The sequence below is a fragment of the Streptomyces sp. N50 genome, assembly GCF_033335955.1.
Lineage (GTDB): Bacteria > Actinomycetota > Actinomycetes > Streptomycetales > Streptomycetaceae > Streptomyces.
On the sequence record NZ_CP137550.1, the window covers coordinates 887,781 to 907,526 of the forward strand.

Sequence of the window (19,746 nt, forward strand, 5' to 3'; positions counted from 1 at the left end):
GTTGGTCACTCCGGGCCGTCGAGGGGCCGTAGCATCCGCAGGATCATGTCGACCGTGCGCTCGACCGGGCGGTTGCGGGCCGTGACCGCGGACAGGAGGGTGCGGGTCAGGACGGCGCCGAGGAGCATGTCGAAGACGTCGTCCGGGTCCACGGCGGGGTCGACGGTCCCGGTCGGCGCGGCGCGCAGGATGTCCTGGAACTGCGGTCGCGCCGACACGCGCAGCAGCATCTCCGGCGGCCGGGGCGTGGTCGACGTCTGGGAGTGCGCGAAGAGACCGGCCGCGGCGGCGCGGGCAGCGGGCGCGCCGAAGGCAGCCAAGTAGGCGCGCACGAACCGGCGGAGGTCGCGTCGCAGGTCCCCCGTCGGGCGGACGCTCAGCGGGCTGAGCCCGGGGAACGTGGCCTCCTCGATCAGCTCGATCCGGGAGGGCCAGCGGCGGTAGATGGCGGAGGCGTGCACGCCGGAGTGCTCGGCCACCGCCTGGATCGTCGTCGCGTCGAAGCCGCGCTGGACGAGGAGTTCGCGCGTCGCCGCGAGGGCCCGTTCGTTGATGCTCGTGTCCCGTGGACGGCCCGGGGCGCGGCGCGGTTCTGCCATGCCGTGATTGTAGTGACCGGGCGGTGTTCCGCGTTCTTTTAATTATAGGAGACAGTCTTCTGTAATTGCCTCTGTGTGGCTACAGTCCGAAGGGGACGGACTTCGGAGTGCGGAGGAGAGTCTGATGCGTGCTGCTGTGCTGCGGGGCGGGAGCGTCGAGGCGCGGACCGTCGACGATCCGGTCCCCGGACCGGGCCAACTCCTCGTCCGATCCCTGGCATGCGGGATCTGCGCGTCGGATCTGCACTTCATGGACCATCCGGAGGCGGGCGCCGACGACGACAGCGGCATGTCGACGTACGACCAGGACGTCGACATCGTGATGGGTCACGAGTACTGCGCCGAGGTCGTGGACCACGGCCCCGGCACCGAGCGCCGGATCCCGGTCGGGACGCGGGTGAGTTCGCTGCCCGTACTGAGCACTCCCGCCGGCCGCAGGATCATCGGCCAGAACCCCGAATCTCCGGGCGGATTCGGGGAGTTGTTCCTGCTGACCGAAGCCATCACCCGGGTCGTGGTGTCGGACCTGCCGAGTGAGATCGTGTGTGTCGCCGACGCGATCTCGGTGGGCTGGTCGACGGCGTCCCGCGCCCAACTGTCCGCGAGCGAGGTGCCGTTGGTCATCGGCTGCGGCGCCATCGCCCTGTCGGCGATCGGCCGGCTCAAGAACCTCGGCGTCGGTCCGATCGTGGCGGCCGATCTCGTGGCCTCGCGTCGCGCGACCGCACTGGCCATGGGCGCCGACGTGGTCGTCGACCCCGCCGAGGTCTCACCGTACGAGGTGTGGCGCAACGCGGCCGGGAACCGGTCGAGTTGTGTCGTCTTCGAGTGCGTCGGCGTCCCGGGTGTTCTCGACTCGATCATCAAGGGCTGCGAGCGCGGGACCCGGATCTTCTCCGTCGGGGGTCCGCCGGAGGGCGACCATCTGCACACCCTGACCGCGAAGCGGAAGGGCATCAACATCCAGTTCGGGGGCGGCCCGTCGATGGACCACTGGGACGAGGCGTTCCGGGCGGTCTGCTCCGGGAGCCTCGATGTCGGGCCGATGCTCGGCCACACCGTCGGGCTCGACGGGGTGCCGGCCGCGCTCGACGCCGCACGGGACGCCGACGGGCCGGCCCGCATCATCGTCGTACCAGGGAGCTGAACGCCCATGAGCGAGACGGACGAACTTGCCCAACTGCGCGCCACCGTCGAGTCGTTGGCGGCGAAGGTGCGCGCCTTGGAGGACCAGGTGGAGATCACCCAGCTCGTCGCCCAGTACGGGCCCGCGGTCGACAGCGGTTCGGGAGAGGCCGCGGCGGCGCTCTGGACCGAGGACGGCGTCTTCGACGCGATCCCCCACCTGCGGATGGAGGGCCGGGACGGCATCGTCGGCATGGTCCACGGCGCCGGGCACCAGAGCGTGATCCACAACGGCTGCGGTCACGTGCTGACCGCGCCGCACGTGGTCGTCGACGGCGACCACGCGACCGGCCGCAGCCATGCGCTTCATCTGCGCTGGGACGCGGACGCGGGACGGTTCTGGGTGTTCCAGGTCTCCGCCAACACCTGGCGCTGGGTACGGACTTCGGACGGCTGGCGCATCGCCGAGCGGGTCAACGCCAACCTCGACGGCACCGAGGGACCCCGCGCGATGCTGGCACCGGCCGTCAACTCCACCGCCTTGGAGGAGAGTTGAGGATCGGTGTGATCGGGTCGGGCCGGATGGGGCGGCCGATCGTCGACCGCCTCATGACCGCCGGTCACGACGTCACCATGCACACACGCCGCCCCGAGACGCGCGCCATCGCCCAGAAGGCCGGGGCGAGTTGGGCCGACACGATCGAGGAGACCGTGCGCGGTGCCGACGCCGTGTTCGTCGTCGTGCTGACGGACGAGCAGGTGCGGTCGGTGTGTCTCGGCCCGGACGGCGCCCTCGCGGCCATGTCGGCGGGGGCGACACTCGTCCAGCACACCACGTCCGACCCCGAGACCGCCCGGCTGCTCTTCGAGGCGGGTGCGCAGCGCGGTGTCGGGGTGCTGGACGCCGCGCTCTCGGGCGGGCCGCACGACATCGCGGCAGGCCGCCTCACCCTGTGGGTCGGCGGGGACGAAGCCCAACTGGAGCAGACACGCCCGCTGTTGGAGGCATACGCCTCACCCATCCTGTTCGTGGGACCGGCCGGCAGCGGTCAGCGGGTCAAGCTCGTCAACAACGCCCTGTTCGTGGCACAGGTCGGCCTCGCGGTCGACGCGGTGCGGGTGGCGGGGTCGCTCGGTATCGACGAGAACGTGATTCTCACGGCGCTCCAGCATGGCAGCGGCGCCAGTCGGGCGCTCGATGTCGTCGCCCGTGGAGGGTCGGTCGACTCGGTGGCGGTGCGGCTGGCGGATCTGATGAGCAAGGACGTCGCCATGGTGCGCGAGGTGGCGCGGAGCACCGGTGCCGACCTCGGGATCATCGGGACGGTGCTGTCGTCGGACGCGGTCGAGAAGAAGGTTCTCCAACGGCCGTCGTCATGACAGGAGTTCTTGAACTCCCCGCCCATACAACCGAGTTGCCGTGACCGCACCCGAACAAGGAGTACGAAGTGGCTGAATCTCTCACGAGCAAGTACGGGCCGTGGGGCGTCATCGCCGGCGGGTCGGACGGGGTGGGCGTCGCGTTCGCCCACCGGCTGGCCGCCCAGGGGATGAACGTCGTACTGGTGGCCCGGCGCCTGCCCGTGCTGGAGGCCTCCGCCGACGAGGTCCGGTCCCGGTACGGCGTCGAGGTCCGTACGGTCGCGCTCGACCTCAGCTCCTCAAGTGCCCTGGCGGAGCTGGAGGATGCGACCGCCGGGCTGGAGGTCGGGCTGTTCGTGTACAACGCCGGCAGCGACGACCGCAGCGTGCCGTTCCTCGACAAAGATCTCGATACCCATCTGGGCCTGGTGCGGCGCAACTGCGCGGCCGTACTCGAAGCCGCCTACCGGTTCGGTGGCCCGATGGTGGCGCGCAAGCGGGGAGCCGTGGTCCTGGTGACCTCGGGCGCCGCGTGGGCGGGTGGCGCCACGCTCGCCGCCTACGGCGCGTCGAAGGCCTTCGACCTGATCCTCGCGGAGAGCCTGTGGGCGGAGTGGAAGGACAGCGGCGTGGACGTCCTGGGCCTGGTGCTCGGCAGGACCGACACCCCGTCCCTGCGCCGGACCGAAGGCGTCCAAGGGGGTTCCTACGGCGGCGACTTGGCCGATCCCGACGACGTGGCCGCCGAGGCGCTCGCCCATCTCTCCGACGGGCCGACCTGGATCTGCGGCAGCCCCACCCCGACAGGCGGTTCACCGTTCGGGGCGCTGAGCCGCCGCGACGCGGTGCTCGCGATGAGCCGGGGCGCGACCGCGCACAAGGAGAAGTGACGGTTGCGGCCCAGCCCATCGGCCCCATCGGCCCGGCGGCCTACCGGGCCTACTGGCCCTTGATGCGTTCCTTCATGGCGTCGAGCTGCGTGAGAATGGGATATCCGCTCACGCTCAGCGCGTTCCCGTGTCCCGTCTCGTGGATGTCGAACACGGACTGGATGGCGGCGTAGAAGCCCTGGACGTCGAGGCTCTGGTTGACGGCCCGCTTCGCCTGGCGCAGTCCGAAGGACGGCATGGTGGCGATCTGGTGGGCCAACTCCAGGGCTTCGGTGCCCAGTTGGTCCAGGGGCACGACCTTGTTCACCATGCCGACCTTCTCCGCCTCCTCGGCGGTGACGGCCCGTCCGGTGAAGAGGATCTCCTTCGCCTTGCGCGGACCCAACTCCCAGGTGTGGCCGTGGTATTCGACTCCGCCGATCCCCATGTGCACGACGGGGTCGGAGAATTCGGCGTTCTCGGCGGCCACGATCAGGTCGCAGGGCCAGCAGAGCATCAGTCCGCCCGCGATGCACTTGCCCTGTACGGCGGCGATCGTCGGCTTGGGCACGTTGCGCCAGCGCAGGGTGTACTCCAGGTACCTGCGGGTCTCGGCGCTGTAGATCCACTCCAGGGTGATCTCCTTCGGCGCCGGCCAGCGGTCCTTCAGGTCGTGTCCCGCCGAGAAGTGCTTGCCGTTGGCCTTCAGGAGAATGACCTTCACGTCCTCGTCGACCGCGGCCCGGCTCCAGGCCGCGTCGAGGGCGTCGAGGAGCGTGCTGTTCTGCGCGTTGGCGACCTCCGGCCGGTTGAGGGTGATGATCCCCACCCGGCCGTCGACCTCGTACAGGATCTCGTCCATGCGTCTCGTCCTCTGTCGGCTCTGGGATGTCGGCCCTCTGGGCTGACCGGCTCTATCGGGGCAGGCCGAGGATGCGCTCGGCGATGATGTTGCGCTGGATCTCGGAGGTGCCGCCGGCGATCGTCCCGCCGAAGCTGCGCGCGTACCGCTCGAACCAACTGGCGTTGAACGTCTGCAAGTTCATATGGGTGTACGGCCCCGTCTGCACCGGATGCAGCAGCGCCTCGGTCCCGTGCTGTTCGAGGGCGTGCAGCTCGGCGTTCTGCGCGGCCTCGGAGCCGAGCAGTTTGAGCACCGAGATCTCCACCGGGTTGCGGTCGGGCCCGAGCAGCCGGTAGCCGAGCAACCGCAGTGCCTGGACGTCCATTTGGAGGGTGGCGTACCACTCCTCGTCACAGGCCGCGTCCTGGATCAGGGCGTCCATGCGCTCGGCGTAGTGCACCCACAGCAGGGTCCGTTCGTGCCCGAGCGAGCCGTTGGCCACGCGCCAGCCCTCGTTGAGGGGGCCGACGAGGTTCTCCTTGGGGACGTGGACGTCGGTGAAGAACACCTCGTTGAAGTCGAGGTCGTCCGGCGCGGCGATCGACCCGAACGGCCGCCGGACCAGGCCCTCGGAGTCGGTGGGGATGAGCAGGACACTGATCCCCTTGTGCTTGGGGGCCTCGGGGTCGGTGCGGACGAAGGTGAGCAGGACGTCGGCGTCGTGCGCGCCCGAGGTCCACACCTTCTGCCCGTTGACGACGAAGTGGTCGCCCTCGAGGGCCGCGCGGGTGCGCAGCCCGGCCAGGTCGGAGCCGGCGCCGGGCTCGCTCATGCCGAGGGACGCGGTGATCTCGGCCCGCAGCAGGGGGACGGCCCAGTCGCGTTTCTGTTCCTCGGTGCCGAAGGTCAGCAGTGAGGCCGCGATGATGTTCAAGCCCTGCGGGTTGAAGCTGTGGTAGATCCGCCGCCGGGACAACTCCTCCAGGTGGGCCACCACTTGGGGCAGCGTCGCGTTGCGGCCGCCGTACTCGGGCGGCTGGGCGGGCAGCAGCCAGCCCGCGTCGAAGAGCTTGCGCTGCCAGCGCCGGGCCCAATCCGGAATGTCCGCGCTGGACTTGGACTGGACCGTGGCCTCTTCGGGGGTGGGCAGATGGGCGTCGAGGAAGTCGCTGAAGTCGGCGCGGAACTTCTCGACCTCGGGGTCGGGGGCCAGCCTCATACCAGCAGCGCCTTCCTGTGCTCGGACGCCGTACCGAGGAGTAGGTCCCCGGACTTGGCCCGCTTGAGATGGATCTGCAGCTCGTTCTCCCACGTGTAGCCCATGGCCCCGAAGAGCTGGAACCCGTTGCGGAAACACACCCGTTGGCAGTCGCCCGCGGCCGCCTTCGCCATCGCGGCCGCCCGGCCTCGGCCGGGGTCGTTCTCGGCGATGGTGAGCGCGGAGAAGTAGGCGAGCACCTTGGCTCGTTCGATGGCGACGTACATGTCGGCGGCCTTGTGCTTGACGGCCTGGAACGAGCCGATGGGGACGCCGAACTGGTGCCGTTGCTTCACATGGGCGACGACCAGGTCGAGGATCCGCCGGCAACTGCCGACCGTGCTGACCGCCAGGCCCATCAGGGCCAGGTCCGGTACTCCGGCGACGAGGTCCGGCACGTCCACCCGGGCGATGTGCAGGGTCGGGTCGAACACGGACAGTCGCTCTGCGGCGAGCTCCTTTCCGTCCCGTACGACCACGCCCTCGGAGGTGAGAACGGCGATCTCGTCGGCACGGTCGGCGTCGAGGACGAACTTCCCCTCGCCGTCGAAGACACCGGTGCCCGAGCCGCGCGGCAGCCGTCCGGCCAGCGGTGCGAACCAGGTGGCCGTGGCGAGGAAGGGCGTGGGATCGGCGACGTATCCCAACTCCTCCAGGACGATGGCCAGTTCCACCGGCGGGGCCTCCAGCCAGCCCAACTCCAGGTAGGTGTCCCATAGTTGCTTCTCGGGCAGCGACCGCGACTTGGTGACCGTTTCGCGGACCACCCGCTGGAGCAGCCGCTGTTCGTCGTCGAACTCAAACTCCATGCGCGACCTCCAGAAGGACCTTGCCGATGGCGCGGCGCCCCAGGCTGAGAGCCTCGGCGACGTCGGCGAGCGGATACACGGCGTGGACGCGGGGCCGGATCCTCCCGGCGGCGAACAGTCCGTGGAGTTCGGTGCGGGCGGCGACCAGGTCGTCCCGCCGGTGCCGCGCCCAGCCCCCGAGGTCGAAGCCGTGCAGGCTGACGCCTTTGAGCATGGGGAGGTTGAGCGGGATACGCGGGATCTCCCCGCTCGCGAACCCCACGCTCACGAACCGCCCGCCCCAGCGCATCGCCCGCAACGCCTCCTCCGCGTACGGCCCGCCGACCGGGTCGATCACGACATCGGCCCCGCCCGCGTCCCGCAGGGTCCGCTTCAAGTCGTCGTACGGCAGGGTCACTTGTGCGCCCTGCTCGGCGCACACCGCCCGTTTCTCCTCCGTGGAGGCGACGGCGACGACCTCCGCGCCGAGCAGCGCGGCGAGTTCGACGGTGGCGAGGCCGACCCCGCCGGCCGCGCCGAGGACGGCGACCCGTTCACCCGGCTGTACGTCGGCGATCAGGCGGAGGGCGTCGAACGCGGTGGCGTGGCTGACCCCGAAGGCCGCCGCGCGCTCGGTGGAGATTCCCTCGGGGATACGGCTCAGGCCTGCGGGCCGGGCGGTGACGCGTTCGGCGAAGGCGCCGACGAACATCGAGCCGAAGACCCGCTCGCCCTTCTCGAATCCGTTCGCGGAGGCGGCGACCACGCCGGCGAACTCGCTGCCGGGGGTGAAGGGCGGTTCCGCCTTCACCTGGTAGGCGCCGTCGATGACGAGGAGGTCGGCGAAGTTGACGGCGGCGTAGTGCACGTCGACCGGGATGCCACCCTCGTTCTGGGTGAACTCCGGTCCTGAGAAAGGAGGTTCGGGGATGTCCTCGACGACCACCGGGCCGCCGACGGCGTTGCAGCGGGCGGCTCTCATAGCCGGGTCGTCGCGGCGAGCTCGGCAGCCTCGGCGGCCATCTGCAAAACGACGTCGCCGTAGTGGGCCATCTTCGGGTTGCCGCCCTCACCCTTCATGTGCCGGGCGTAACCGCCTTCGAGGACGACGGCCATCTTGAAGCGGGCGAGGATCACGTAGTAGTCGATCTCGCTGACGTCTCGGCCGCTGACCTTGGCATAGTGCTCCAGCAGGTCGGCGCGGTCGGGCATGCCGGTGTAGTCGACGTAGCCCTTCTGGGTCCGGTCCTCGTCGGCGTCCGGCCAGCCCATGATCACCCAGCCGAGGTCGAGCAACGGGTCGCCCACGGTGGCCATTTCGAAGTCGACCAGGGCGGCGAGCTGTGCGGGCGCGCCGTGCTGGAACATGACGTTGGCGAACTGGTAGTCGCCGTGGATGATGCCCGGTTCCCAGTGGGCGGGACGGTGTTCCCGCAGCCAGGCAGCGGCGTTCTCCAGGCCGGGTATCTCGCGGAACTTGAACTTGGCGAGATGCGCGAGCCAGCGGTCGACCTGCCGGTCGTGGAAGCCGTCGGGGCGGCCGAAGCCTTCCAGTCCCTGGGCCCGCCAGTCCACGTTGCCCAACTTGGCGATGCCCTCGACGAGTTGGTAGGCGAGGCCGGGGCGCAGCGACAGGTCGCTGAGGAACGGCTCGGGCCAGCCGTCCGTGTTCATCGGCGACCAGCCGTCGACGTGTGCCATGAGGTAGAAGCAGGAGCCGAGCACGCTCGTGTCGTCGCACACGGCGATCGCCTCGGGGTGCGGGACGTCCGTGCCATTGAGCGCGTTGAGAACGCGGTATTCGCGGAGCATGGTCTCGTTGCGCCCCGGCGGAACCTTCTCCGGCGGCTTGCGCAGCACCATGCTCACCTCGCCGCGCCGGATGCCGTAGATGTCGTTGGAGGTGCCGCCGGAGATGTACGACGTCTCGACGGGTTCGCCGGGGGCGATGCCCTGGTCGTCCAGCCAGCGGGCGAGCGATTCCGTGTTGGCGAGCGTCACAGCAGGTCCTCCAACTGCTTCCGGGCCCATTCCCGGCGGGTGGGCAGATGCTGGGTTGGCCACAGGCCGGGGGCCGCTTCGTAGCCACGCAGGACGTCACGGGCGACCGTGATCTTGTGGACCTCGGTGGGGCCGTCGACGACCGCCATGACGGCAGCGCCGTTCCACATGTCCGAGAACGGCATTTCGTTCGACACACCGAGCGCGCCGTGCAGATGCATCGAGCGGTACACGACGTCGTGCAGCACCTTCGGGGTGAGGAACTTGATGGCGGCGATGTCCTTACGGACCCGCTTGTAGTCCTGGTACTTGTCGATCTGCCAGGCGGTGTAGAGCACGAACAGCCGGAACTGGGCGAGTTGGGCGTAGGAGTCGGCGAGGTCGGCGCGCACGAGTTGCTTGTCCGCGAGCCGCTCGCCCTGGGTCTCGCGGGACAGGGCCCGCTCGGCCATCATGTCGAGAGCCTTCTGGCTCTGGCCCACGACCCGCATCGCGTGGTGGACGCGGCCGCCGCCGAGCCGGGTCTGGGCGATCGCGAAGGCCTGGCCCTCGCCGCCGAGCAGCGCGTCGGCGGGGACGCGGACGCCGTCGTAGGCGATGAGTGCGTGCATGCCCTCGTCGGTGGCCTCGCCCATGATGCCGAGGTGGCGCTCGATGCGGACGCCGGGGGTGTCGCTGGGGACGAGGAACATCGACATGCCCTTGTAGGGGCTGACGTCGGGGTTCGTCACGGCCATCACGATGACGAACTTCGAGGTGCGGGCGTTGGAGGAGAAGAACTTGCGGCCGGTGATGACCCAGTCGTCGCCGTCGCGTTCGGCGCGGGTGGTGAACATCGTGGGGTCGGCGCCGGCCTGCGGCTCGGTCATGGAGAAGCAGGAGAAGCACTCGCCCTCCAGCAGCGGCTGGAGGTAGCGCTCCTTCTGCTCCTCGGTACCGTAGCGGGCGATGATCTCGGCGTTGCCGGTGTCGGGTGCGGCCGTGCCGAAGATGACGGGGGCCCAACTCGACTGGCCCAGGATCTCGTTGATGAGCGCCAGCTTGACCTGGCCGAAGCCGCGGCCGCCGAGTTCGGGGCCGAGGTGCGGTGCCCACAGGCCCTCGTCGCGGACCTGTTGCTTCAACGCCCGGACTATCGGGCCGAGTTCGTCGTCGAGCGGGTGGTAGGCCCGGTCGGGGTACAGCAGGTCCAGCGGCTCCACGCGCTCGGAGCGGAACTGCCGGATCCACTCCAGCTTCTCCTCGAACTCCGGCTCGGTGGAAAAGTCCCATGCCATGTCAGACGAACCTCCTGCCAACCCGGACGGATGGCGGTGAGAATATCATTCTCATCTCACGCAAGTAAGGGTCTCGAAACTTGCAGTGCGGTCTTCGGTAGGGGAAGCCCGGGTGTTACCGCTGAAGTGGAGTATCGTTCTTCATGTGACAGCTGTCCCCGAAGAACAACCAGCCTGGCGCCAGCGCGCCGTTGAGCGTTCCACCCGTGCCGCCAAGCTCCGCGCCGAACAACGTGTGCAGCGCTTCCTCGACGCGGCACAGGAACTCATCGCGGAGAAGCGGACGACGGACTTCACGGTCCAGGAGGTCGTGGACCGCTCCAAACAGTCACTGCGCAGCTTCTACCAGCACTTCGACGGCAAACACGAGCTGCTGCTCGCCCTGTTCGAGGACGCGCTGTCCAAGTCGGCGGCGGAGATCCGCGCGACGGCCGGTTCCCAGTCGGACCCACTCCAGGCGCTGCGGCTCGGCGTGACGATGCTGTTCGAGCAGTCACTGTCCAACCCCGGTGTGGAGCGCCCCCTGTTCAGCGACTTCGCCCTCCAGCTCCTCGTGAAGCATCCCGCGCAGGTGGCGACCGCTCATCTCCCCCTGCACCAGGTGTTCACGGAGCTGGTGGAGCAGGCCGAGGACGCCGGCGTCATCCCCGCCGGGAAGCCCCGCCGCCAGGCCTCGATCCTGATGCAGACGGTCATGTTCGTCGCACAGGGCAACGGAGTTCCGGCCGGCAGCCACGCGGCCCCGGTCACCGCCGAGGAGGTCTGGCAGTTCTGCCTCGGCGGCCTCTCGGGCGTCCCCGTGCACAACTGACGGGGCGACTGACGGAGGTACGACGGCGTAATTGACGCTCTCCGCAGCGGAGAGTACGGTTCTCGCCCACCGGGACGAGGGGTGGGCGATGACCGAGCCGCTACGGCATGGAGTACAGCGCTACCGGGTCGTGCAGTGGGCCACCGGGAACATCGGCGCCCGCACGATGCGTGCCGTACTGGAGCATCCGAACCTGACCCTGGCCGGGGTGTATGTCCACACCCCGGCCAAAGCAGGCCTGGACGCGGGCGAGTTGAGCGGGGGCGAGCTCGGCACCACCGGGGTCGTCGCGACGCAGGACATCGACGAGATCCTCGCGCTCGGCGCCGACTGCGTCCTCTACACCCCGCGCACCTGCGATTTCGACGAGGTGTGCACGCTGCTCTCCTCAGGCGTGAACGTCGTGTCGACGCGCGGCGAGTTCCATCACGCGCCCAGCCTGGACCCGGTCACGCGGAAGCGAGTCGAGGACGCGTGCGAGCGGGGCGGCACCTCTGTACACAGCACGGGCAGCAGCCCCGGATTCATCACGGAGGCGCTGCCCCTGACGCTCACCTCGATCCAGCGGCGGCTCGACGCGCTGACGATCGACGAGTTCGCGGATCTCTCCCAACGGGACTCCCCCGGGCTGCTGTTCGAGGTGATGGGCTTCGGGCGGCCCCTGCCGAGTTCGGCGAAGCGCGCCTTGCCGGACTGCGCGACAGTTTCGGCCCGTCGTTGCGGCTCCTCGCCGAGGCGCTCTCGGCACCGCTCGACTCGGTGGAGGCGATCGGCGAGGTGGCAACCGCCCGGCACACCACGCGAATTGCCGCGGGCACGCTGCCCCAAGGCACCGTGGCCGCGCAGCGCATCACCGTGTCCGGTCTGCGGAAGGGCCGGCCTCTGCTGCGGTTCCGCGCCAACTGGTACTGCACCACCGACCTCGACCCCGCCTGGGATCTCCGCGCGACCGGCTGGCATGTCGCGGTCGAGGGGGACGCGCCGCTGGACATCGACCTGCGGTTCCCCGTGCCCCTCGACCGGATGGCCGCGATGTCCCCGTCCTACACCGCCAACCGTGCGGTGAACGCCGTGCCGTTCGTCTGCGCGGCGGCCCCCGGAATCCGCTCGACGGCCGACCTCCCGCAGATCGTCGCCGACCTCGGGTGACGTCGGCGCCACCTGCTCCCGGAGAACTCAGACCGTACCGGCCGGCGCCACGACCTCCGGCTCACCGTCCTCGTCGATCGAGTACTTCAGGAAGTCGTCGACCATGCGGTGGAACAGCGTCGCCAGCTGCTGCAGTTCGTCCGTCGACCACTCCGAGAGGGCCATTTGCATGCCCCGCGCGCCGGCGTCCCGGACGTTGCTGACGGCCTGCCGGCCGGCCTCGGTCAGTTCGATCCGCTGGGCGCGGCGGTCGTCGGGGTCGGGCACGCGGGTGACGTAGCCGGACTTCTGGAGCTGCTGCACCGTCCGCGTCACATGCGAGGCCTCGACTCCCAGGCGCTGGGCCAGCTCCCCGGGGCGCAGCGGGTCGGAGTCGGCGACCTGCCGCAGCAACGCCACCGCCGCGCGGTCCAGAGGCACACCGGCGAGGGCCATCAGCCGGTCGTGCTGGCGGGCGCGCGTGCTCAGGTAGGTGATCCGAGTGAGGGCTCGCTCGATCTCGGTCACCTCCGGGGAGGCGGGGGCTTCGGGGATCGGTGGTGTGGACATGCGACCCACTTTACCATATTGTTGCGTAACTCAAGTAAGTTACTGCATGCGTTTGGCCCCCGTACTGCGGAGAGAGTACTTGCCGGGCGTTCCGCCGCTCCGCCGCCCCCGCTCTCCGCCCCGTTCCCGTCTCCCCGCCCGCCTCGGCGAAGCGTCACCAGCGCTTCTGGCTCGCGAAGAACCGCTCGAAGAAGTCCACCTTCGCCGCGTCCGCGAGGGCGAGCGTGCCGAAGCGGTCGCCGAGTTCCATCGTGGTCGCGAAGCGGTGGTTGGCCGCGGGCCAGCGGGTGAGACCGTGGCCGTTCGGGTCGCCGTGGGTCGCGAAGTTCACCACGTAGTCGGACAGGGTGTCGGCGACCTCGCGGTCCGCGTCGGTCCAGGGCAGGTTCGTGGCGTAGAGGTTGTCGAAGACGTAGTTGATCTCCGAACCGTGGTACGCACCACGGGAGTTGGCTCCGGTCGCGGTCGGCGGGACGTGCTCCCAGTAGTACGTGAAGACCGGGCTCTTCGCCGTCTTCGCCCACTGAGCCGCCCACAGGTTCGCGGAGACGCGCGAGCCCTCGCGCGCGGAGGCGTTGCGGGCCTGCCCCGCCTCCGTGTCGGTGGTGGCGGGGTAGAGCTTCAGGAACTCGCCGGCGAGGGTGCCGTACTCCTTCTCCGCCGTGCTCAGATAGTCCGCGAGCTTCACGGTCGGGGTCGGGGAGGCGCCGTTCTCGTCCTTGTTACCGCCGGCCAGCACGGGCACGTCGTTCAAGTGGCCGCCCGCCAGGGCCTGTTCGTACGTCCACGGCTTGACCCAGCCGTCGAGGACCGGGCGGAACTCCGGCGGATTGCCGTTCACCGGTCCGCCGACCGTCGTGTCGTTGGCGTTCTGACCCGCCATCAACTTGGCCCTGTCCAGGGCCCGGAGGGCGGTCAGCGAGGTGGCGCCGAGCGCTGCGGCGTAGGCGGTGCCCTGGTTCTCGGCCGTCTCCAGCGTGCGGTACGACGCTGCCAGCGCGGCGATCTCGGGGTCGCCGGTGGCGCGGGCGCCGGCGCTCTCGGAGATCGCGCCCTGGAACAGGCCCTTGGCGAGCGGGGAGTAGATGAGGTGCATGACCGAGGCGCCGCCCGCGGACTGGCCTGCGATGGTCACACGGTTCGGGTCGCCGCCGAACGCGGAGATGTTGCGGCGTACCCAGCGCAGGGCCGAAATCTGGTCCAGGAGACCGTAGTTGCCGGATGCCCCGTGGCCGGACTCGGCGCTCAGTTCGGGGGTGGAGAGGAAACCGAACGCGCCGGTGCGGTAGTTGAGGGTCACCACGACGAGGCCCTTGGCGGCGAGGCCCGCGCCGTCGAAGCCTGGGTCGGAGGCGTAACCGCCGGTGAACCGGCCGCCGTAGATCCAGACCAGGACCGGGCGCTTCTCACGTGAACTCGCCGCGCCGGTCCAGACGTTGAGGTTGAGGCAGTCCTCGCTCATGGTGACCGAGGCCGAACCCATCACCTGCTGGGGGCAGATGTCCCCGAAGGTGTCCGCGACGCGCACGCCGGTCCAGGAGGTCGCCGGCTGCGGGGGACGCCAGCGGTTGGCGCCCGCGGTGGTCGCCGCGTAGGGCAGGCCCTTGAAGACGGTGACCCCGGAGACGAGGGAGGCCACGCCGGACACGCGGCCGGTGTCGATCCGGAGCGGGCCGGTGAGCGGGGTCGCGGAGGTCGTGCGGTCCGCCGCGCCGGCGCTCGTTCCCGTGCCGACGAGTGCGGCCGTCGCGGCGACGGTCAGCGACCCGTTGAGGAAGGTCCGGCGGTTCATGGCGTTCGCAAGCATGGGGGGCTCCCTGGTCTAGGTACTTGCGAACGTAAATTCCGCCGACCGGGAGCGCCAACAATATTGTCAACTTCAGAGCGGATCCACAGCATGCTCCCGCAGCGGGCCCACGGACAGACCGCGCAGCGCGCAGGTGTCGAGGATGCGGGGCACGGCGCCGAGGGTGGCACGCCAACTGCCGGGTGCCGAGGTGCAGTCGGAGTCGTGCAGCAGGACGGTGCCGCCGCCGCGCAGGTCCGCGGCGACCGTCCGGTGGACCGACTCGGGTGTGGCGCGCGCCCGCCAGTCCTCACCCCAGGCTGTCCACAGCACCGGCGCGAGGTCCAGGCGCCGGGCGGCGAGGTGGGCGGCGGTCGACATCACGCCGTAGGGCGGGCGGAAGAGCCGTGGCACGCGGCCGGTGAGGTCGCCGACCGTGTCGCGGGCTCGGGCCAGGTCGTCGTGAGTGGCACGGGGGCCGCGCAGCAGCAGCGGGCGGTGCAGCCACCCGTGAACGGCGATCTCGTGTCCGGCAGCGGCGATCTCGCGGACCAGACCCGGGGCACGTACCGCTTGGTTGCCGAGGAGGAAGAAGGTGGCGTGCACCCGGCGCTCGTCGAGCAGCCGTAGGAACAGCGGGGTGGAGAGGGGATCCGGCCCGTCGTCGAAGGTGAGCGCGACGTGGTCCGGCCGGCCGCGGCCGGCGAGGCGGGGCATGACGCGGTTGCGCAGCGGGCCGTAGGTGGAGAGGACGGGCGCGGCGTACGCGGCGGCGAGGATCGGGAGTGCGGGGAGCGCGACGCGGGCGGTCGCACGGAGGAGGCGGGTGGCTGTCATGCGTGGTGCCCCTTCGCATGGCCCTGGACGGGCACTCGCCCCGTGTGGTGCGCGTGGCTCAGGTCGTCGAGGTCGAGGCTCTGGCCTATCGCATGCATCAGACCCGGGCCGCTCTCGGTCGTGGCGACCGCCGTGCCGACCGCGCCCGCCCAGACCGCGCAGGCCAGGGCGGTGGTGGTCGCGAGCCGCAGGGCGGCCGGACGGGCGACGCGCCGAGCGGCGGGTGGGGTGACCCGCGGGGCGATGGATGCGGTGACGGGGTGAGCGGCAGGTGGAGTGACTCGCGGGGCGATGGATGCGGCCACGGAGTGAGCGGTGGGTGGGACAGCGGGCCCAACGATGGGGGCGGCACAGGGGCGAGCGGTGGGTGCGGGAATGTGCTCCGCACCCGCCCGGCAGATCCTGGCCGTCTCGGCGGCCGGGCCCCGGTCCGGGCCGTGGGGGTCGTCCGCGAACAGGGCGAGGCCCGCCTCCCGTTGCAGCAGTCCTCGCGGACCGTCGATCAACTCGCCCAGGACGTACTTGAGTTGGGCCGGGTCGCGGATCCACGCGGCGACGCCCGCCTCGTCCAGGGCGGCCGCGTTGGTGAGGCCGTGGCCGGGTATGCAGCCGTAGCTGGCGACGGGCAGGCCGGTGGCGAAGGCCTCCAGGGAGGTCAGGCCGCCGGCGTTCTGGACCAGGACGTCGGAGGCGTGCATCAGGCCGGGCATGTCGTCGACCCAGCCGTGGACGTGTTCGATGCCGTCCGCGCGGAGCTGGTCGGCCAGGGTCTCGTTGCGGCCGCAGACCACGAGCGGTACGGCCGCGCCGCAGTCGCGCAGGTCCCGGGCGACCTCACGGACCGGGCCCACGCCCCAGGAACCGGCAACGAGCAGGGCCAGTGGGGCAGTTGGAGGCAGTCCGAAGCGGGCGCGGGCCAGGGCGCGTTCCGGCGCGTCCACGGGCCGGAAGCGCGGGTCGGCGACCGGGCCGCACACCCGGACGTCCCGCGCGCCGGCGGCCCGGGCCTGCGCGGCGGGCACGGCGTGCAGCGCGAGGTGGACGTCGACGCCGTCGGCCACCCACAGCGGGTGCACCGAGAAGTCGGTGAGGTAGGTGAGGACGGGGACGGTCAGCCGCCCGTCGCGACGGAGGTTGCCCAGGACCCGGCTCGCGCCCGGGTAGGTCGACACGACGGCGCCGGTACCGGCGGGCAGGGCGCGCAGCAGCCGTTCCTCGGCGGAACGCAGCAGCGCCCTCGCCATGGGACCGCCTCCCCCGGCACGCTCGGTGCTGCTGTAGATCCGCTGGTAGGCCCACGGCGCCCGGACGAGCAGGCGGTGGTAGCCGTCCCGGACGAGCCGGCCGAGCCGGGCGGGCAGCACGTCCAGCAGATCGAACCGGTCGACCGCGAGACCGGCCGCCACCAGCCGCCGCTCCAGTTCGGCGGCGGCGCCGTCGTGACCGGCTCCGACACTCGCCGAGACGATCACGACACGCTCGGCCGACGACGGACGGCGCACCGTATTTCCGGGGTGGGGCATGGGCTTTTTCCTCCGCGGGTGGAGTGGAGCGGCGAAACTCTACAACATGTAGTAGGTAAGCTCGTACGACATGTAGTAGATCGCGTCCGCAAAGCCCTTGATCGACGCCCTGGTCGATCTCTCCGACCCCTCGGTCCATCCCTTCGAGCCCTTGGCGCACTTCCTACAGGCCGTAGTAGGTGCCCGGGTAGGCTGGGACGTCGAGCGGTGAAAGGCGGTGGGGTGAACAGTGCACGACCGGAAGAACGAGGAGCCCGGCGCGACGTCCGGCAGGCGGGCGCGCGGTGAGCTGGAGAGCGGGGTTCTCGCCGCCCTCTACGGGGCCGACGAGGCGCAGACCGCGCGCCAGGTCAAGGACCGGCTGCCCGGGGACCTCGCGTACACGACCGTGCTGACGATCCTGTCGCGCCTGTACGACAAGGGGATGCTCGTCCGCCGGCGCGCGGGCCGCGGCTACGCGTACGCGCCGGCCCGGGACGAGGCGACCCACACCGCGGAGCGGATGCGCTCGCTGCTGGAGCACGGCACCGACCGCGAGGCCGTACTCACCCGCTTCGTCTCCGAACTCTCCGCGCAGGACGAGCAGTTGCTGCAGCGACTGCTCTCCGGGAACGACGGGCCGCATCCCGACGGCCACGCCGACGAAGGACCGTGAGCCGATGCTGATCAGCGTGTACGTCCCCCTCCTGATCACCATGGTCGTCGCAGTGCTCGCACCCCGCGCCGCCCCCCGGCTGGCACCGCGCCCGGCCGCCTGGTCACTGGCCTCCGCCGCGCTGGTGGCGTCGCTGGGCTGGCTGGGCTCGCTGGCGTTGCTGGCCTTCGCCGGGCTGGTGCAGATCCCCGAGGTCGCCGAGGAGGGCCAGTGGTCGGTCGCGGCCGTGCGCGCCTCCGACCCGGTCTACCTCACGGTCGCCGGGGCCGCCGCCCTCGCCCTGCTCGCGTCCGCCACGGGCCTCGTCGTCGCCGGAACACGTCAGCTGCGGCACCTGCGCTGGGCCCGCCGCGAGTGCCGACTCCTGCCCGGGGACACGGAGTTGGCCGTCCTGGACATGGAGGTGCCGGAGGCGTTCGCACTGCCGGGGGCGCCCGGCCGGATCGTGGTGTCGAGCGCGATGCTGCGCTGCCTCGACGACCGCGAACGTGAGGCTCTCCTCGCCCATGAGCGGGCCCATCTGCGTGGTCGGCACCATCTCTTCCAGACCCTCTGGCGGCTCGCCGCCGCCGTGAATCCGCTGCTACGACCGCTGTCCAAGGCGGGCGGTTTCGTCCTGGAGCGCTGGGCCGACGAGGAGGCCGCGGTGCGCGTCGGCGATCGTACGGTCGTCGCGCATGCCGTGGGCCGGGCCGCGCTCGCCACCTCCGCGAACCGCTCCCGCCCGGCACTGGCCGCGACCGGCGGGGCGGTACCGCAGCGGGTCCGGGCGTTGCTCGCGCCCCCTCCCCCGCGCCGGGCCCTGCCGTTCGTCGCGGGCGCCGCACTGCTCGTCCTGTGCTGCGCGAGCCTGGCCGACGCCGCGACCGACAGCGAGCAGATGATCGAAACGGCACAGCGGGCCGCGTGCGCGACGGCTCAGGCGGCGGCCGGGTCCACGCCGGGGGCGTCGGTCTCGCCGCACGGGGTGTGCTGCGAGCACGGGGAGCTGGAAGGGCCGGTCCAGGACCGCTAAGCACCGGGTCCGTGCCGAGGCGGTCCCGGGGCGGCGTCGCGGAACATGCCGGGACACCGGCCTGCGGTGGGAGCGCCCCCGCACCACTCACGATCACGCGAACACGGTGGTCCACGCCGCGCGACGATCACGCGATCGTCCCGGTCTCGCTGATCGGCAGCCGACACGACAGCCGCAGCCACAGCCCCTCCGACGTCGCCCCCTGAACAGCGCCGATCACCGCGTCCACCCGAAATACGCCCGTGTTATCGTCACCCTACTCATCGCCAGGAATCCTGTTGATCGTTCCCGGCGATCGGACTCGACTCCCCGTCGCGCGCACTCCACGAATGGAGCGGCATGTCTGTTCTGGCCCGGCCGGCGGTGGCCGCCTTCGCCGCCAAGTCCCTGCAGCGTCTTTCCGTGCTGGCCGACCGGCGCCCGAGCGGGCGCGGTTCCGCCGCCTCCTCGCATCAGCGGCTGCCTGAATTCCCGCGCCGGACACGGGAGTTGACGATCCCGACCAGCATCGCCCCGGCAGGCGCCACGGTGTACCTGCCGGCCGGCGAAGGGCCGCCTCCGCCGGTGCACGTGAACTTCCACGGCGGTGGCTACGTCGTACCGCTGACCGAACTGGACGACCCGCTGTGCCGTTTCCTCGCGGCGGAGGCAGGTGTCGTCGTGATCAACGTCGACTACGTCGTCGCGCCGCAGCACCCGTTCCCCGCACCGCCCCGGCAGGCCTTCGAGGTGGTCCGGTGGATCGCGGAGCATGGCGCCGAGCAGGGCTGGGACGGCGACCGGCTCACCATGGGCGGGCAGAGCGCCGGGGGCGGACTCGCGGCGGCGGTGGCCCGGCAGGCGCTGGAGGAGGGCGGGCCCTCGATCGCGCTCCAGGTGCTGCACTATCCGCCGCTTGACCTGGCGACCAGCGCCAAGGACAAGCACTCCGCCATCGCCAAGCCCGTGTTGCGGCCCTGGATGGCGGAGGTATTCGACACGTCGTACGTCCCCGATCCGAAGGTGCGTGCCGACCGGCTGGTGTCGCCCGCCCATCCGTCGGACACCGCGGACCTGAAGGGCATCGCGCCTGCACTGGTCATCACGGCGGAGTACGACCTGCTCAAGGCGGAGGGCATCTCCTACGCCGACCGGCTGCGGACGGCGGGGGCGCTGGTCGAGCATGTCGACGTCGCCGGAGCCGACCACGGCTACGACGGCACGGACGACGAACGGGCCCTGAACACCTATGCCCTGATCGCCCGTCAGCTACGGGAAGCCGTCGGCACCGCCTGAACTCCCCTCCCTGACAACGCACT

General features: G+C 70.8%; 19 protein-coding genes and 1 pseudogene. 9 read left to right on the forward strand and 11 right to left on the reverse strand.

Translation table 11 applies throughout. The features are described from left to right. Positions 1-5: 5 nt before the first annotated feature. Positions 6-599: a TetR/AcrR family transcriptional regulator gene (locus tag R2B38_RS48615; RefSeq protein WP_318022610.1), complete on the reverse strand. Its 594-nt coding sequence runs from the start codon at positions 597-599 to the stop codon at positions 6-8. Between the two features lie 124 nt (positions 600-723). Between R2B38_RS48615 and R2B38_RS48620 the strand changes: the two genes are divergently transcribed. The 4 genes from R2B38_RS48620 to R2B38_RS48635 all read left to right on the forward strand — a co-directional run bounded on the left by R2B38_RS48620 (position 724) and on the right by R2B38_RS48635 (position 3,976). Then, positions 724-1,746, forward strand: a complete 1,023-nt coding sequence (locus R2B38_RS48620) for a zinc-binding dehydrogenase (protein WP_318022611.1) — start codon at positions 724-726, stop codon at positions 1,744-1,746. A 6-nt stretch (positions 1,747-1,752) separates the two neighbouring features. After that, a complete protein-coding gene (locus tag R2B38_RS48625; protein WP_318022612.1) occupies positions 1,753-2,280 on the forward strand; it encodes a nuclear transport factor 2 family protein in 528 nt (175 codons plus the stop codon). Beyond that, positions 2,277-3,104 carry an NAD(P)-dependent oxidoreductase gene (locus R2B38_RS48630; RefSeq protein ID WP_318022613.1) on the forward strand — a complete coding sequence of 276 codons (828 nt, stop codon included), beginning with the start codon at positions 2,277-2,279 and terminating at the stop codon, positions 3,102-3,104. Before R2B38_RS48625 ends, R2B38_RS48630 begins: the two co-directional genes overlap by 4 nt. Before the next feature lie 68 nt (positions 3,105-3,172). Beyond that, on the forward strand, positions 3,173-3,976 hold the full coding sequence (locus R2B38_RS48635; protein ID WP_318022614.1) for an SDR family NAD(P)-dependent oxidoreductase: 804 nt from the start codon (positions 3,173-3,175) through the stop codon (positions 3,974-3,976). Positions 3,977-4,025: 49 nt separating this feature from the next. On the opposite strand, the gene R2B38_RS48640 is transcribed toward R2B38_RS48635, so the two are convergent. From R2B38_RS48640 to R2B38_RS48665, 6 genes are read right to left on the reverse strand one after another with little or no spacing between them, the layout of a single operon-like run. Then, complete coding sequence (locus R2B38_RS48640) at positions 4,026-4,817, reverse strand: enoyl-CoA hydratase (RefSeq protein ID WP_318022615.1); 792 nt, start codon at positions 4,815-4,817, stop codon at positions 4,026-4,028. Positions 4,818-4,869: 52 nt separating this feature from the next. Next, on the reverse strand, positions 4,870-6,018 hold the full coding sequence (locus tag R2B38_RS48645) for an acyl-CoA dehydrogenase family protein (RefSeq protein ID WP_318022616.1): 1,149 nt from the start codon (positions 6,016-6,018) through the stop codon (positions 4,870-4,872). Next, a complete protein-coding gene (locus R2B38_RS48650) occupies positions 6,015-6,866 on the reverse strand; it encodes an acyl-CoA dehydrogenase (RefSeq protein ID WP_318022617.1) in 852 nt (283 codons plus the stop codon). Before R2B38_RS48650 ends, R2B38_RS48645 begins: the two co-directional genes overlap by 4 nt. Beyond that, on the reverse strand, positions 6,856-7,827 hold the full coding sequence (locus tag R2B38_RS48655; protein ID WP_318022618.1) for an NADPH:quinone oxidoreductase family protein: 972 nt from the start codon (positions 7,825-7,827) through the stop codon (positions 6,856-6,858). Before R2B38_RS48655 ends, R2B38_RS48650 begins: the two co-directional genes overlap by 11 nt. Then, a complete protein-coding gene (locus R2B38_RS48660; RefSeq protein WP_318022619.1) occupies positions 7,824-8,876 on the reverse strand; it encodes a phosphotransferase family protein in 1,053 nt (350 codons plus the stop codon). Before R2B38_RS48660 ends, R2B38_RS48655 begins: the two co-directional genes overlap by 4 nt. Continuing rightward, positions 8,843-10,123, reverse strand: coding sequence for an acyl-CoA dehydrogenase family protein (locus R2B38_RS48665; RefSeq protein WP_318022620.1), 1,281 nt, complete (start codon positions 10,121-10,123; stop codon positions 8,843-8,845). The genes R2B38_RS48660 and R2B38_RS48665 overlap by 34 nt, the downstream gene beginning before the upstream one ends. A 145-nt stretch (positions 10,124-10,268) precedes the next feature. Here R2B38_RS48665 and R2B38_RS48670 point away from each other — a divergent pair, with 145 nt between their 5' ends. Continuing rightward, a complete protein-coding gene (locus R2B38_RS48670) occupies positions 10,269-10,934 on the forward strand; it encodes a TetR/AcrR family transcriptional regulator (protein WP_318022621.1) in 666 nt (221 codons plus the stop codon). An 88-nt stretch (positions 10,935-11,022) separates the two neighbouring features. Next, positions 11,023-12,083 (forward strand): annotated as a pseudogene (locus R2B38_RS48675) (dihydrodipicolinate reductase). Between the two features lie 27 nt (positions 12,084-12,110). Here R2B38_RS48675 and R2B38_RS48680 read toward each other — a convergent pair. From R2B38_RS48680 to R2B38_RS48695, 4 genes are all read right to left on the reverse strand, one after another. Next, a complete protein-coding gene (locus R2B38_RS48680) occupies positions 12,111-12,632 on the reverse strand; it encodes a MarR family transcriptional regulator (protein WP_318022622.1) in 522 nt (173 codons plus the stop codon). A 154-nt stretch (positions 12,633-12,786) separates the two neighbouring features. After that, on the reverse strand, positions 12,787-14,439 hold the full coding sequence (locus R2B38_RS48685) for a carboxylesterase/lipase family protein (protein ID WP_318022623.1): 1,653 nt from the start codon (positions 14,437-14,439) through the stop codon (positions 12,787-12,789). Positions 14,440-14,511: 72 nt separating this feature from the next. Further along, the gene (locus R2B38_RS48690) at positions 14,512-15,255 is read right to left on the reverse strand and encodes a polysaccharide deacetylase family protein (RefSeq protein ID WP_318022624.1); all 744 of its coding nucleotides are present in this window, start codon (positions 15,253-15,255) and stop codon (positions 14,512-14,514) included. After that, positions 15,252-16,778: a glycosyltransferase gene (locus R2B38_RS48695; protein ID WP_318022625.1), complete on the reverse strand. Its 1,527-nt coding sequence runs from the start codon at positions 16,776-16,778 to the stop codon at positions 15,252-15,254. Before R2B38_RS48695 ends, R2B38_RS48690 begins: the two co-directional genes overlap by 4 nt. A gap of 229 nt (positions 16,779-17,007) precedes the next feature. Here R2B38_RS48695 and R2B38_RS48700 point away from each other — a divergent pair, with 229 nt between their 5' ends. From R2B38_RS48700 to R2B38_RS48710, 3 genes are all read left to right on the forward strand, one after another. After that, positions 17,008-17,433, forward strand: a complete 426-nt coding sequence (locus R2B38_RS48700; RefSeq protein WP_318022626.1) for a BlaI/MecI/CopY family transcriptional regulator — start codon at positions 17,008-17,010, stop codon at positions 17,431-17,433. Between the two features lie 4 nt (positions 17,434-17,437). Further along, positions 17,438-18,448 carry a M56 family metallopeptidase gene (locus R2B38_RS48705; RefSeq protein ID WP_318022627.1) on the forward strand — a complete coding sequence of 337 codons (1,011 nt, stop codon included), beginning with the start codon at positions 17,438-17,440 and terminating at the stop codon, positions 18,446-18,448. 339 nt (positions 18,449-18,787) lie between these two features. After that, positions 18,788-19,723: an alpha/beta hydrolase fold domain-containing protein gene (locus R2B38_RS48710; protein ID WP_318022628.1), complete on the forward strand. Its 936-nt coding sequence runs from the start codon at positions 18,788-18,790 to the stop codon at positions 19,721-19,723. The last annotated feature ends 23 nt before the right edge of the window (positions 19,724-19,746 follow it).